Below are 13,158 nucleotides of genomic sequence, written 5' to 3'. Positions count from 1 at the left end.
ACGAAAGCCAAGAATATATAAAGCAAGAATAAAACTAAAAAGCAAACATACGCAATTAAACTGTCAATATTTATTCTTACGGGTGTGTAGAATCAGAAACGATGCCTATTTTGTGTAAGCATCATCTGGAGCCTTAGCCCATCAGTGGGTCGGCGCGCGGTAGTTATGGCGTTATTTCAACGTTTTAATACTTGCACGTTCGTGTGTTAGCACGAAGAAGCACTGGAGAGGCCGGCTCAGCGTGAGTAATTTTTAGGCGATTTTGCAATCGACTAAAAACTTGGTTCACGTTCCGTTCAGATAACGACAGAATTAAAGGATTAGTTATGACTAATATTCAGCGTTCTCGCCGTCAGGTGCGTCTTTCTCGCGCCCTCGGCATCGCTTTGACCCCAAAGGCTCAGCGTATCTTCGAGAAGCGTCCATATGCTCCAGGTGAGCACGGTCGCACTCGTCGTCGCACCGAGTCCGATTACGCAGTACGTCTTCGCGAGAAGCAGCGTCTTCGCGCTCAGTACGGTATCTCCGAGAAGCAGCTTCGTGCTGCTTACGAGAAGGGTACGCACACTGCAGGCCAGACCGGTGACGCAATGCTCACCGATTTGGAAACTCGTCTTGATGCTTTGGTTTTGCGCGCAGGCTTTGCTCGCACCACCGCCCAGGCTCGTCAGTTTGTTGTACATCGTCATATTTTGGTTGATGGCAATCTTGTTGATCGCCCATCTTACCGTGTGAAGCCAGGTCAGACCATTCAGGTTCGTGCCAAGAGCCAGACCATGGTTCCATTCCAGATGGCTGCAGAAGGCGTTCATCGCGACGTTTTGCCAGCAGTTCCTGGTTACCTCGATGTGAATCTTGCCTCTTTGAAGGCTACTTTGACTCGTAAGCCGGAAGTCGATCAGATTCCAGTTGAAGTCAACATTCAGTACGTCGTCGAATACTACGCTCGTTAATTCGCCGATTTAATTCTTAAGGACATACCGCTTGACCCCTGTTGCGCGTTCGCGTGGCAGGGGTCAATGCGTTTTTGTCGATTTCATCGGTTGGTTTGGTGTTTTCGACAGTTATGTACCGCTTAGTGCAATAATGGAGTTATGTTGCTGCATCTTTATTTAGTGCGTCACGGACAGACGCTATTTAATCGCTATAATCGACTGCAAGGCTGGTCAAATTCTCCGCTTACTGAAAAGGGTTTGAAAGATGCGGACACGGCTGCAAAAAAGCTAGAAAATATTGCTTTTGCTGCAGCTTACTGTTCGGATACTACTCGCGCGCAAATCACAGCACAACGTATTCTCGATGCGAATGAAGCTGCCGGTAACGCGCGCCCGACGCTTGTAAGCGATATGCATTTTCGCGAGCAATGCTACGGCTATTTTGAAGGTCAAGATATGCAAATGGCTTGGTGGGCTGCAGGAGCGCCTCACGGAGCGCACACTTATAACGAAATCGTTGAAAAATTTGGGCTTGCGGCAACGCGTGACATGCTTAAAGAAGCGGATCCTTTCCACGATGCCGAATCAGATATCGAATATTGGACTCGCGTAGAAGAAGGTTTTGCGTTAATTGCTTCAAATTCTTTGCTTAACGATGGAGATAATGTTTTGCAAATTTCGCATGGCAACACTTTGCTAAGTCTTATGCACCGTTTTGCGCCTGCAGGTTACGATTTAAGCGAACGCCCTCAAAACGGAAGCGTAACCAGACTTGATTTTGACACTACCAAACCTATTGATAATGCCATTACTATTCGAGGCTATAACGAGTAGATTCTACTGTTTAACTTTGTTATATGCGTCTTTACCGTTCGTTAATCTTAAGTCATTGCGAAGGGTTTTAATACGTAGTTTGATTTGCTGTTGTATGGCTTTTGATACTGCGAAATCTTAGGCAAAATGGTATAGAAAGAGGTTACGATGAGCGTTGGAGACATAGCTGCTCTTATTGCTGCGATTGCGTTTGCCGTGCTTTCTGGCTTTTTGATTTATCCGTTAATCAGATTAGGCAGATTGTTTGATCAGATTGCGAAAACAATTAAAGAGTCGGGTGAGCATGCGATGCCGGCAATCGATGAGTCTGTTACAACTATTAAGCAAGTTAATAAGACTCTTGACGACGTAAACGCTGTTTCAGGAGCTACTCGCACAACCGTTACAAATATTAGTGCTCTAACAGATTTGTATGGTGCTTTCCTTGGAAAACCGCTCGTAAAAATTGCAGCTGCCGGTTACGCTCTAAAAGATACTGTTTCTTCTTTCTTTAATAAGCCGACTGTGCCAACAGACAAGAATAGTGCCAATCGTAACGCTTCAAAAGAATCCTCTGACAAGAATGCAACTAATAATGCAAGCAGGGGGGAGTAATGTTCAAGCGTTTATTTTGGATGTTTGTTGGCATTGTAATTGGTGTTCTTACAGTTACGAAGGCTCGTGCATATGTTAAAGCAAAAATGCCGTCTTCTGCTAGTCGTTTTATATTTGATGAGGAACCGAAAAATATCACATTGCGCACAGTAATGGGATTGTTTAAAGATTTCAATACTAGCCGTAAAGAGCATGAAGCTGAGCTTAATTCTCGTTATGCTAATCGTAGAAATAGGGAATTTTAAATAAAAAACGAGTTTTTCATAATTTCGTTACTTTGCTAAGTTTAGTTAAGTTAAGTATTGAAGTACTATATTGAATGTTTGCATGATTGCGTCGTGCGTCATGCGGCACGATTTCGTGTGAGCGTTGCATGTGGCTTTTGTTTGTGACGGTTATTTGTGACGGTTTGCGTGGGTCTTGCTAAAAATTACACAAGGAGTTCGTACGTATGCGCACAGCAGAAATTGCAAAGCGTTATCTTGACTATTTTGCTAAGAATGGTCATATGGTTGTTCCTTCGGCTTCTCTTATTTCGCCGAACCCAACAACATTGTTTACTATTGCCGGCATGGTGCCGTTTATTCCTTACTTGCTTGGTGAGCAGACGCCTCCTTCGCGTCGTATGGCTTCGAATCAGAAGTGCGTTCGCACTCTAGATATTGACGAAGTTGGTAAGACTACTCGTCACGGCACTTTCTTCCAGATGGTTGGTAACTTCTCGTTTGGCGATTATTTTAAGGAAGAAGCTATTCACTACGCTTGGGAGCTTTTAACTAGTCCTCAAGATAAGGGCGGCTACGGTTTTGACCCTGAAAAGCTTTGGGTTACTACTTATACTGACGACGATGAAGCACGCGCAATTTGGAAGAACGAAGGCTTCGACCCAGAGCATATGCAAGTTTTCGGTATGGAAGATAACTTCTGGACTACCGGCGGCCCTGGTCCTGGCGGTCCATGCTCCGAAATCTACGTGGATCGCGGTCCTAAGTATGGTCGCGACGGAGGCCCAGCTGCTGACGAATCTCGCTTTATTGAGATTTGGGATTTGGTTTTCGAAAATTACCAGGTAGATAACGTCAAATCTAAGACTGATTTGCATATTGCTGGCGAACTCGATCAAAAGAATATTGATACTGGCGCTGGTTTGGAGCGTTTGGCTTACCTTATGCAAGGTAAGGAAAATATTTACGAAACTGACGAAGTTTACCCAGTTATTGAAGCTGCAGAAAAGCTTAGCGGCGTAAAGTACGGCGATAATAATGATGCTGACGTGCGTTTCCGCGTTGTAGCAGATCACGTGCGTTCCGCACTTATGATTATGAGCGATGGCGTGCGCCCAAGTAATGTTGGCCGTGGCTATGTGCTTCGTCGTCTTCTTCGCAGAACTGTTCGCGCAATGCGTATGCTCGGCGTTCAAGATCCAGTTTTGCCAACGCTGTTCCCAGTTTCTAAGTCTGCTATGGAACCAAGCTATCCAGAGCTTAACGATACTTTCCACGAGGTTAGCGAAGCTGCTTACGGTGAGGAAGACGCGTTCCGTCGCACTCTTGAAAAGGGCACAACTATTCTCGACTTGGCTGTTGAAAAAGCTAAGAAAGAGCACAAGGATGACCCTATGGTTGGCGGCTCCGACGCGTTTACTTTGCACGATACTTACGGCTTCCCAATTGAGCTTACTCTTGAGATGGCAGCCGAGCAGGGTGTTAAGGTCGACGAAGCTAAGTTCCGCGAGCTTATGAGCGAGCAGAAAGGTCGCGCTCGCGCTGACGCTTTGAAGAAGCGTCACAATGTGGACGTTAGCGTTTACGACGATATTAAGAAGTCACTCGAAAAGCCAATCGACTTCCTCGGTTACACTGACTTCTCAAGTCGTTCAAACGTTTTGGCAATTGTTGAAGCAGGCAAGGGTTCTGTTAAAAGCGTCACAGCTCCTGCAAACGTTGAGATTATTCTCGATCGCACGCCATTCTATGCTGAGCGCGGCGGTCAGATTGCAGATCAAGGTGAGATTATTTCCGACGACGGCGCAATTTTGGAAGTCGACGATGTTCAGCGTCCAATCAAGGATTTGATTGTTCACAGCTGCCGACTTACTGAAGGTACTTTGAGCGTTGGTTCTCCTGTAAACACGAATATTGATCAGGTTCGCAGGGCTGCGTTGGCGCGTTCTCACACCGCTACTCACACTCTTCACAAGGCTTTGCGCGAAGAGCTTGGTCCACAGGCTACTCAGCGTGGTTCTGTAGTTGATCCAGATCGTTTGCGCTTCGACTTCCAGTGGCCAAAGGCTGTCGATAAAGATGCGCTTTCTCGCGTTGAAGCTCGCGTAAATGAGCGTATTCGTGACGATTTGCAGGTAGTTCCTAAGGAAATGCCAATCGACGACGCTTTTAAGCTTGGAGCAATGCACTTGTTCGGTGAAAAGTACGGCGATGTTGTGCGCGTTGTTGAAATCGGCGACGGTTGGAGCCGTGAGCTTTGTGGCGGTACTCACGCTAAGAGCACTGGAAAGATTGGTATGGTAACTATTCTTTCCGAGTCTTCTATTGGCTCTGGTGTGCGCAGAATCGACGCTCTTTGCGGTGAAGCTGCGTACGAGTATGGCGCTCGTGAACACACTTTGGTTGCGCAATTAGCAGACATGGTTAACGCTCGTCCAGACGAGTTAGCTGAACGTTTGGAATCTTTGCTTAACAAGATGAAGGATTCTGATCGTAAGCTTGCATCTGTTTACGAAGCTCAATTAAATGAAGCTGTACCAACATTAGTTGATGAAGCAAAGAATAGTAACGAAAAAGTTAAGTTGGCTCTTAAGAATGTTGGCAACTTTGGCTCATTCGATGCTTTGCGTAAGACAGTTCTAGATATTCGCGCTCGTTTAGGTGAAGATGCTCCAGTGGTTGTTGCACTTGCTGGTGTTAATGAGGACGATCGTCCAATGATCGCAGTCGCTACAAACGAAGCTGCTCGCGGTCTTGGTGCTAAGGCTGGCGACTTGGTGCGTACTGCTTCCAAGGTGCTTGGTGGCGGCGGTGGCGGCAAGCCAGACTTCGCTCAGGGCGGTGGTACAGACGCTTCTAAGATTGATGAAGCTCTCGAAGCTGCGAAATCAGAAGTAGCTAAGCTCGCCTAGTGCGTGTCTTACAGCTTAAAAATTTACGAATCATACCAAAAGCAACACGAAATATGGTGTGGTTAGGTATTGATTTAGGTGACGCAAGGGTCGGACTTGCACTTTCCGACCCTGGTCTCACCTTTGCACATCCTATTGGTAATGTGCAAGTGTTTGGAGATTCCTTCCGTGCTATAGATGAAGTGCTTGAAGTTATTGAAGATAACAATGTAGAAAAAGTTGTTATAGGCTTGCCTTTGCAACTCGATGGCACTGAAGGAAAATCTGCTAAAAAAGCTCTGCGCTGGGGGAAGAATCTAATAAAACGCATGCAAATATTGCATGATGAAAAAGATTGGGCATTGGATTATATGCCAGAAGTAGTTTGGAAAGATGAGCGTTTGACAACAGTAAGTGCTCATCGTCAGCTTTTGCAAGCAGATCTTTCTACTAAAAAGCATCGCCCAATGGTGGATCAGCAGTCGGCAGTGTTGATTTTGCAGTCTGCTCTCGATTCAAAATATGCGCAACAAAACTAGTAAAAGTAAATGAACAAAAGTTAGAAAGTAGAAGAGGAGTGTCAAATGTCTGATAGTTTTGATGAGTTCTTTGACAATCATGCACAATGGACTGAGCATGATGATTCTCCTTCATCGTCTACTTCTAACGGTTCAGATTCGTCAGGAAAATCTCGCAAACGAGCAAAAGCGCGTCTTGCTGCAAAGAAGCGTAAACGTCGAGCAAAAGCAGTTTTAGCTATATTGATTGTGTTCGTGCTATGTGTTGTTGGTTACGTTGGATACAGTGCTGTGCGTGCGTGGCGTTTGTCTCAGAACAGTGAAGCTGTTGCAGATTGGTCGGGTCCTGGTTATGGATCTGTTGAGTTTACAGTCGATACTGGCGAAGGCGCTATTACAGTTGCTGAAAAACTAGTGAAAGCGAATGTTGTTAAATCGCAAGCTGCATTCACTTCAGCTGTTTCTGCAAATAATAAAATTTTGTATCCTGGCGTTTACTCACTGAAAAAACATATGGCTGCTATTGATGTAGTTGATATTCTTTCAGATCAAACAAAAGCAGGCGGATTCCTTGATGTTCGTGCAGGGGATCACGCAGCAGACGTTTTGCAAAAAGCTTCAACATTATCTGGAATAAGTTTAGATAAATTCAAGGCTGCGTTAGCTGATGGCGCCGCAGGAATTCTGCCTGCTGAAGCAAACGGTAGCGTTGAAGGCTGGCTAGAGCCTGGAGTTTATAACGTAAAAGCTATGAAAAGTGCGGATGCTATTCTTTCCGCAATGATAAAAAAGCGTATTGAAAAACTTGATTCTCTTGGAATTCCTAAAGGTAAAGATAGAGAAAAAGCCTTAATTATGGCGTCTATTGCTGAAGCTGAAGTGAATAATCGCGAATATTATGGCAAAGTTATTCGCGTAATACTGAACCGTTTGGCAAAAGATATGCCGTTAGGAATGGATTCTACTGTTGGTTACGGCGCAGGAGTAAAACCTATTAAACTCACGCAAGCAATGCTTGACGATGCAAATAATCCGTATAATACACGTATTCATAAGGGTTTGACCCCTACGCCTATTGGCATTGCTGGCGACAGCGCGTTGCTTGCAACCATTAAGCCTCAAGATGGTCCATGGCTTTACTTCGTCACTACGAATTTGAAGACTGGTGAAACGAAGTTTGCGGATAACAAAGACGACTTTTTGAAATTCCGCGACGAGTACAAGCGCAATAATCCCGAAGGCAACTAAACTGTTAAATAAAAATATAGCTTTTAACCACATAGATGTGTTGAGGTTGTAACAGTTTCGCAAGTTTTCGTAATCTGCTTTAATGAAGCAATTAATTATTACGATACTATCGGTGCTACCAACGCTCACATGTTTAATTTCAGTTTGCGCAACAGACATAAAAAGTCGCGTAGTGCCAAGACTTTGGGTTGTTATTGCAGGAATTTTTCAATCTTTTGCGAATCTCATATATTCGATTATTTTATTTAGAAATATTAGCGTGCTTATTTTCGGCTGGATTTCTTGCGTAATTATTTTTGTAATTTACTGGAGTATGCGAAAAATTTCCGCAAAAAATGCTATTGGCTTCGGAGATGTTACGAGCGCGTCAATGATTGCGCAAGCCTTGGTATTATTCGGCTTTGACTGCTTAATTTACTGGTTCGCTTTAGTTGGAGCAGTTGGCTTACTTTGGCTTTTGCTATGGAAAATTTACTGCAAAATCTGCTCTCCAACCAACGCATCAATACCATTCGTACCAGTAGAAGCAATATCTGCAATACTCGCAGCATTGCTGTCAATAACAACCAGCTCAATACTTGGTAGTTAGTAGAGTAGAGTATTTAGACGCGTAAATTACTTGAGAATGGAGAAATGGCATGCTTAGATGGCAAACGGCAGGGGAGTCGCACGGTGAAGCGTTAGTAGCCATGATTGAAGGTTTGCCGGCTGGCGTGCACATTACTAGCAACGATGTAGTTTCGGCACTTGCTCGCCGTCGCCTTGGTTATGGTCGTGGAGCGCGTATGAAGTTTGAGCAAGACAAAGTGCGTCTTTTAACTGGAGTTCGCCACGGAGCAACGCTTGGTTCTCCGATTGCTGTAGAAATCGCGAATACAGAGTGGCCAAAGTGGACGGAAGTAATGAGTGCAGATCCTTTGGATCACGAGGTTGAGCAAGTTGGCAGAAATGCTCCTTTGAGCCGCCCTCGTCCAGGTCATGCGGATTTAACAGGCATGCGCAAGTACGGTTTTAATGATGCTCGCGAAGTTTTGGAGCGTTCGAGTGCTAGGGAAACAGCTTCTCGTGTAGCTTTGGGTGCTATTGCTGATGCGTTTTTACAGCAGGCTTTGGGTGTGCGCACAGTTGCGCATGTTATCGGCATCGGCGGCGAATACACTAACAAAAGTTTAGCTTTACCAACACCAGACGATGTTGCCGCTCTGGATGCTTCTCCAGTTCGCACTCTCGACAAAGATGCTGAAGCTAAAATGATGGCTCGCATCGACGAAGCAAAAGCAAATGCAGATACGCTCGGTGGAGTAGTGGAAGTACTTGCTTACGGCATGCCTGCAGGAGTTGGCACATACGTTGAGTCGGATCGTCGCTTGGATGCAGCTCTCGCGAGCGCGATTATGGGAATTCAGGCTATTAAAGGCGTGGAAATTGGCGACGGTTTTGCAGAGGCAGATCGCCCAGGATCGGCCGCGCACGACGAAATGGTAACAGACGAAAACGGGAAAATTAAGCGTCTTACTAATCGAGCTGGAGGAATTGAAGGCGGAATGTCGAACGGCGAAATTATTCGTGTGCGCGCTGCAATGAAGCCAATTCCGTCTATTCCACGCGCTTTGCGCACAGTGGATGTGCTTACTGGCGAAGCTGCTCAAGCTATTAATCAGCGCTCAGATTTCACTGCTGTGCCAGCTGCTTCTGTAGTTGCAGAAGCGATGGTAAGGCTTACTTTAGCTAAGTATGCTTTGGAAAAATTCGGCGGAGATTCTTTGCAAGAAACGCGCCGAAATGTGGAGTCTTACGTAGCTTCCTGGCCGGAGAATATGAAATGAGCAACACTAAACTTCCGCTAGCTGTTATTATTGGCATGCCTGCTGCTGGAAAAACGCGTGTTGGCCGTGAAGTTGCGCATCTTATGAATCTGCCTTTTTATGATACAGATGACATGATCGAGTGCGATATTGATATGTCAATACCGCAATATTTCGAGGAATATGGCCAGGATGCTTTTCGTGAAATAGAAGCTCGCATAGTGCGAGAGGCAATTTTAGGAGATACATCTGCAGAAGATTCTACAAAGGGAATAGTTTCGCTTGGTGGCGGTGCGCCTATGCGTGAAGAAACTCAAAAAGTTTTGCGTGAGTATATGCGTAGTGGTGGTCGCGTTGTGTATTTGCAAGCAAATGCTAAAGAGGCTATTGAGCGCGCAAGCTGGAATAATAATCGTCCTATGTTTTCTGGAGAAGATGCGCAAAAGCGTTGGATGGAATTATTTGAGCAGAGAGATCCTGTTTTTAAGGCGGTGTCGAATATCCACATGCAAACAAAAGGTTCGACTCCGTATATGGCTGCAGAAAAATTAAGGAATATGATTATGCAACGTATTGTGCACGTAACAGGTGAGGGAATTGAACCATACGATGTGCGAATTGGCGACGGTGCAATGCAACTTCTGCCGCAAATGCTTGGAACTAAGCCGGTTAAAGTGGCGTTAGTTCACACGCAACCTGTTCAGCGTCATAGCGACAAAGCTCGAACTATTTTGCGCCAATCTGGTTACGAAGTTTTCGACATGCTAATTCCGGATGCAGAAGCTGGAAAAACTATTAAAGTTGCAAGCGGATTGTGGGCTAACTTGGCAGAAGCTGGTTTTACTCGTTCGGATGCAATTGTTGGTTTAGGCGGGGGAGCAGCAACGGATGTCGCTGGCTTTGTTGCTGCAACTTGGATGCGTGGAATTCGCTATGTAAACTGCCCTACTTCGCTTCTTGCGATGGTTGACGCGTCTACGGGCGGTAAAACTGGTATTAATACGGATGCTGGAAAGAATCTAGTCGGCAGCTTTTACACTCCAGCTGGCGTTTTAGCAGATACTTCTACGCTTGCAACTCTTCCAAACGATATTCTTATTGAAGGCTTGGGTGAGGTTGCAAAATCTGGTTTTATTCGCGATGGTGAAATTTTGAAGATTCTTAGCGATGCCAATAATGCGAAGCTTTTGCGTGAATTTAATGGGGATGATTTAGAAAATAATAACGAACTTCACGAACTGCTCGTGGAGCTTATTGAACGCACAGTTAAAGTAAAGGTGTATCACGTATCGAGCGATTTAAAAGAGCAGGGTTTGCGCGAGTTTTTGAACTACGGGCATACGCTTGGCCACGCGATTGAGCAGATTGAGCATTTCCGCTGGCGTCATGGAAACGCTGTAGCTGTTGGCATGGTTTTTGCGGCGGAGCTTGCGCAAATTTTAGGATATTTGGATGCGGGAGACGTTGCGTATCATCGTTCGCTTTTGGATTCGCTTGGATTGCCAACTTCGTGGCAGTGTGCAAAAGATGCGGATGCTGCTTTTGAGTGCGTGCTTAACCTTATGCATCGCGACAAAAAAGCGCGCGGCAACATGCTACGTTTCGTAATTTTGGATGGTATTTCGAATCCTATTCATCTTGACAACCCGCCTATTGAAGCAGTTAAAGAAGCTTTTGAGCGCGTTTATAAGCAAAATTAATTAATCTTGCGAGGTAAAAATGGAAAATCAGCATACAAAAAAAGTGCTTGTTGTAAACGGACCGAATTTAGGTCGTTTAGGCGTTCGCCAGCCGGACGTGTACGGTAGCGAGAACTTTGAAACTTTGCGCGAGAAATGCGAAAAGTGGGGTGCGGAACTTGGGTTTGAAGTAGAAGTGCGCCAAAGTGACGACGAAGCTCAAATGGTTCACTGGATGCACGAAGCTGCCGATACTCATACGCCCGTTGTTATGAATCCTGCCGCTTTTACGCACTACAGTTACGCGCTCGCGGACGCGGCTCACATGGTTTTGGATGCTGGAGTTCCGTTAATGGAAGTGCATATTTCTAATCCTGCTGCGCGCGATGCTTTTCGTAAAATTAGCGTAATTAGTCCTGTTGCAACCGGCACTATTACAGGCATGGGATTGTACGGCTATAAGCTCGCTTTGGAAGCTGTTGCGCATCTTGTTTGATTTTGTTCGATTTTTTGCGAATCAACACCCAGCGTCGAGGCTCGAAGATACTATGGAGTTCCATGGTTAGAAGACAACATGGTAACTCTCAGGAGCATATTACAAAGCATATTTTTGTCACTGGTGGCGTAGTTTCGTCCCTCGGAAAAGGCCTTACAGCATCATCTTTAGGCCGACTTTTACGCAGTCGCGGATTGCATGTATTACAACAAAAACTCGATCCTTATATCAATGTTGACCCGGGTACAATGAACCCATTCCAGCATGGTGAAGTCTATGTTACGGAAGATGGTGCAGAAACAGATCTCGATATTGGTCATTACGAGCGATTCCTCGATGTTTTCTTAAGCCAGAAAGCGAATGTTACAACTGGTCAGATTTATCAGTCTGTGCTTCGTAAGGAGCGCGCTGGCGAATATTTGGGTCAGTGCGTGCAGGTTATTCCGCATATTACTGGTGAAATCAAGTCGCGTATGCGCGCTCAAGCTTCCGACGATGTAGACGTTATTATTACGGAAATTGGCGGAACGGTTGGCGATATTGAGTCCCAGCCATTTTTGGAGGCAGCTCGCGAAGTTCGTCGCGATTTAGGTCCTGAAAACTGCATGTTTGTGCACGTTTCTTTGGTGCCTTATATTGCTGCAGCTCACGAATTGAAAACTAAGCCAACTCAGCATTCTGTTATGATGCTTCGCTCTCTTGGCATTTCTCCAGATGCGCTTGTCTTGCGTTCGGATCGTCCGCTTAATCAAGGCATTAAAGACAAGATTTCGCTTATGTGCGATGTCGATGCTGAAGGCGTTGTGAACTGCGTCGACGCTCCAAGCATTTACGATGTGCCGAAGATTTTGTTCAACGAAGGCTTGGACGCTTACGTTGTGCGCGAACTTGAGCTTCCATTCCACGATGTTGATTGGAACGAGTGGGAAGATTTGCTTGAGCGCGTGCATCATCCAAAGCATGAGCTGAACATTGCAATCGTTGGTAAGTATATTGATTTGCCAGATGCGTACCTTTCTGTTACTGAAGCTATCAAGGCTGGCGGTTTTGCAAACTGGGCTAAGGTAAACGTGCGCTGGGTTGCTGCAGACAAGTGCGAAACTCAAGAAGGTGCGGCTGCGGCTCTTGACCAAATGGATGGCATGGTTATTCCAGGCGGCTTCGGAATTCGCGGTATTGAAGGTAAAATTGGCGCACTTCGTTACGCTCGCGAGCACGGTTTGCCAACGCTTGGTCTTTGCCTTGGCTTGCAATCTATGGTTATTGAATACGCTCGTCACGTGCTTGGACTTGAGGATGCTAATTCCACTGAGTTCGAGAAGGATTGTGGCGATCCAGTAATCGCAACTATGGAAGAGCAGAAGGATATTGTGGCCGGTAAGGGAGATATGGGTCACACAATGAGACTTGGCTCTTACCCTGCAACGCTTGAAGAAGGCTCTATTGTTGCTGAGCTTTATGGCACTACGCATGTTACTGAGCGTCACCGTCACCGTTATGAAGTGAACGTGGCATATAAGGATCGTTTGCGTGAAGCCGGCTTGCGTATTAGCGGTCAAAGCCCAGATGGTAATTTGACTGAGTTTGTGGAGCTTCCAAAGGAAGTTCACCCATTCTACGTAGCAACTCAAGCTCATCCAGAGTTTAAATCTCGCCCAACTAAGCCTCATCCACTGTTTGCTGGCTTGGTTGCGGCTGCTCTTGAGCATCAAGAGGCTTCTCAAAATAGCAAGGAAGATAAGTAGATTTAAGTAAGATTTAAGTAAGGCTTAAGTAAAGCTTAAGTGGGACTTAAGTAAGAATTAAGTAAATAGAAATAAGCGGTAAGACTTGGTTTTCCTAAGTTTTGCCGCTTTTTAATTCGTAAACGACCTTTTCTTTACAGCGTTGTAAAGTTTCTGCCGTTTTTTGGTGCGTAAACGACCTTTTCTTTA

Annotated in this window: 12 protein-coding genes; all 12 read left to right on the top strand. The window is 45.4% G+C overall.

All coding sequences use genetic code 11. From position 1 onward, the window contains the following. Nucleotides 1-326: 326 nt before the first annotated feature. The 12 genes from rpsD to HXT38_RS04290 all read left to right on the top strand — a co-directional run bounded on the left by rpsD (nt 327) and on the right by HXT38_RS04290 (nt 12,969). Entirely contained in the window at nt 327-953 is a 627-nt protein-coding gene (gene rpsD / locus HXT38_RS04345; protein ID WP_004105277.1) for a 30S ribosomal protein S4, read from the top strand. 141 nt (nt 954-1,094) lie between these two features. Next, a complete protein-coding gene (locus HXT38_RS04340) occupies nt 1,095-1,769 on the top strand; it encodes a histidine phosphatase family protein (protein ID WP_004105274.1) in 675 nt (224 codons plus the stop codon). Nucleotides 1,770-1,916: 147 nt separating this feature from the next. Continuing rightward, nucleotides 1,917-2,363: a DUF948 domain-containing protein gene (locus HXT38_RS04335; protein WP_004105272.1), complete on the top strand. Its 447-nt coding sequence runs from the start codon at nt 1,917-1,919 to the stop codon at nt 2,361-2,363. Beyond that, nucleotides 2,363-2,608: a hypothetical protein gene (locus tag HXT38_RS04330; protein ID WP_004105270.1), complete on the top strand. Its 246-nt coding sequence runs from the start codon at nt 2,363-2,365 to the stop codon at nt 2,606-2,608. Before HXT38_RS04335 ends, HXT38_RS04330 begins: the two co-directional genes overlap by 1 nt. A 206-nt stretch (nt 2,609-2,814) precedes the next feature. After that, nucleotides 2,815-5,499 carry an alanine--tRNA ligase gene (gene alaS / locus HXT38_RS04325; protein ID WP_004119277.1) on the top strand — a complete coding sequence of 895 codons (2,685 nt, stop codon included), beginning with the start codon at nt 2,815-2,817 and terminating at the stop codon, nt 5,497-5,499. Between the two features lie 53 nt (nt 5,500-5,552). Continuing rightward, complete coding sequence (gene ruvX / locus HXT38_RS04320; RefSeq protein WP_004119274.1) at nt 5,553-6,017, top strand: Holliday junction resolvase RuvX; 465 nt, start codon at nt 5,553-5,555, stop codon at nt 6,015-6,017. A 45-nt stretch (nt 6,018-6,062) separates the two neighbouring features. Further along, nucleotides 6,063-7,244 (top strand): endolytic transglycosylase MltG, encoded by a 1,182-nt coding sequence (gene mltG, locus HXT38_RS04315; protein WP_064340386.1) that lies wholly within the window; start codon nt 6,063-6,065, stop codon nt 7,242-7,244. Between the two features lie 172 nt (nt 7,245-7,416). Then, nucleotides 7,417-7,833 carry a hypothetical protein gene (locus HXT38_RS04310; protein ID WP_004105258.1) on the top strand — a complete coding sequence of 139 codons (417 nt, stop codon included), beginning with the start codon at nt 7,417-7,419 and terminating at the stop codon, nt 7,831-7,833. A 49-nt stretch (nt 7,834-7,882) separates the two neighbouring features. Beyond that, entirely contained in the window at nt 7,883-9,070 is a 1,188-nt protein-coding gene (gene aroC / locus HXT38_RS04305; protein WP_421791729.1) for a chorismate synthase, read from the top strand. After that, the gene (locus HXT38_RS04300; protein ID WP_116442612.1) at nt 9,067-10,749 is read left to right on the top strand and encodes a bifunctional shikimate kinase/3-dehydroquinate synthase; all 1,683 of its coding nucleotides are present in this window, start codon (nt 9,067-9,069) and stop codon (nt 10,747-10,749) included. Before aroC ends, HXT38_RS04300 begins: the two co-directional genes overlap by 4 nt. Before the next feature lie 19 nt (nt 10,750-10,768). Beyond that, a complete protein-coding gene (gene aroQ, locus HXT38_RS04295; RefSeq protein ID WP_076002657.1) occupies nt 10,769-11,224 on the top strand; it encodes a type II 3-dehydroquinate dehydratase in 456 nt (151 codons plus the stop codon). A gap of 62 nt (nt 11,225-11,286) precedes the next feature. Further along, nucleotides 11,287-12,969, top strand: a complete 1,683-nt coding sequence (locus HXT38_RS04290) for a CTP synthase (protein WP_004119263.1) — start codon at nt 11,287-11,289, stop codon at nt 12,967-12,969. Nucleotides 12,970-13,158 lie beyond the last annotated feature (189 nt).

The sequence above is a fragment of the Gardnerella sp. DNF01157 genome, from assembly GCF_049244225.1.
GTDB lineage: Bacteria > Actinomycetota > Actinomycetes > Actinomycetales > Bifidobacteriaceae > Bifidobacterium > Bifidobacterium leopoldii.
This window is presented reverse-complemented; position numbering and strand designations above follow the sequence as displayed.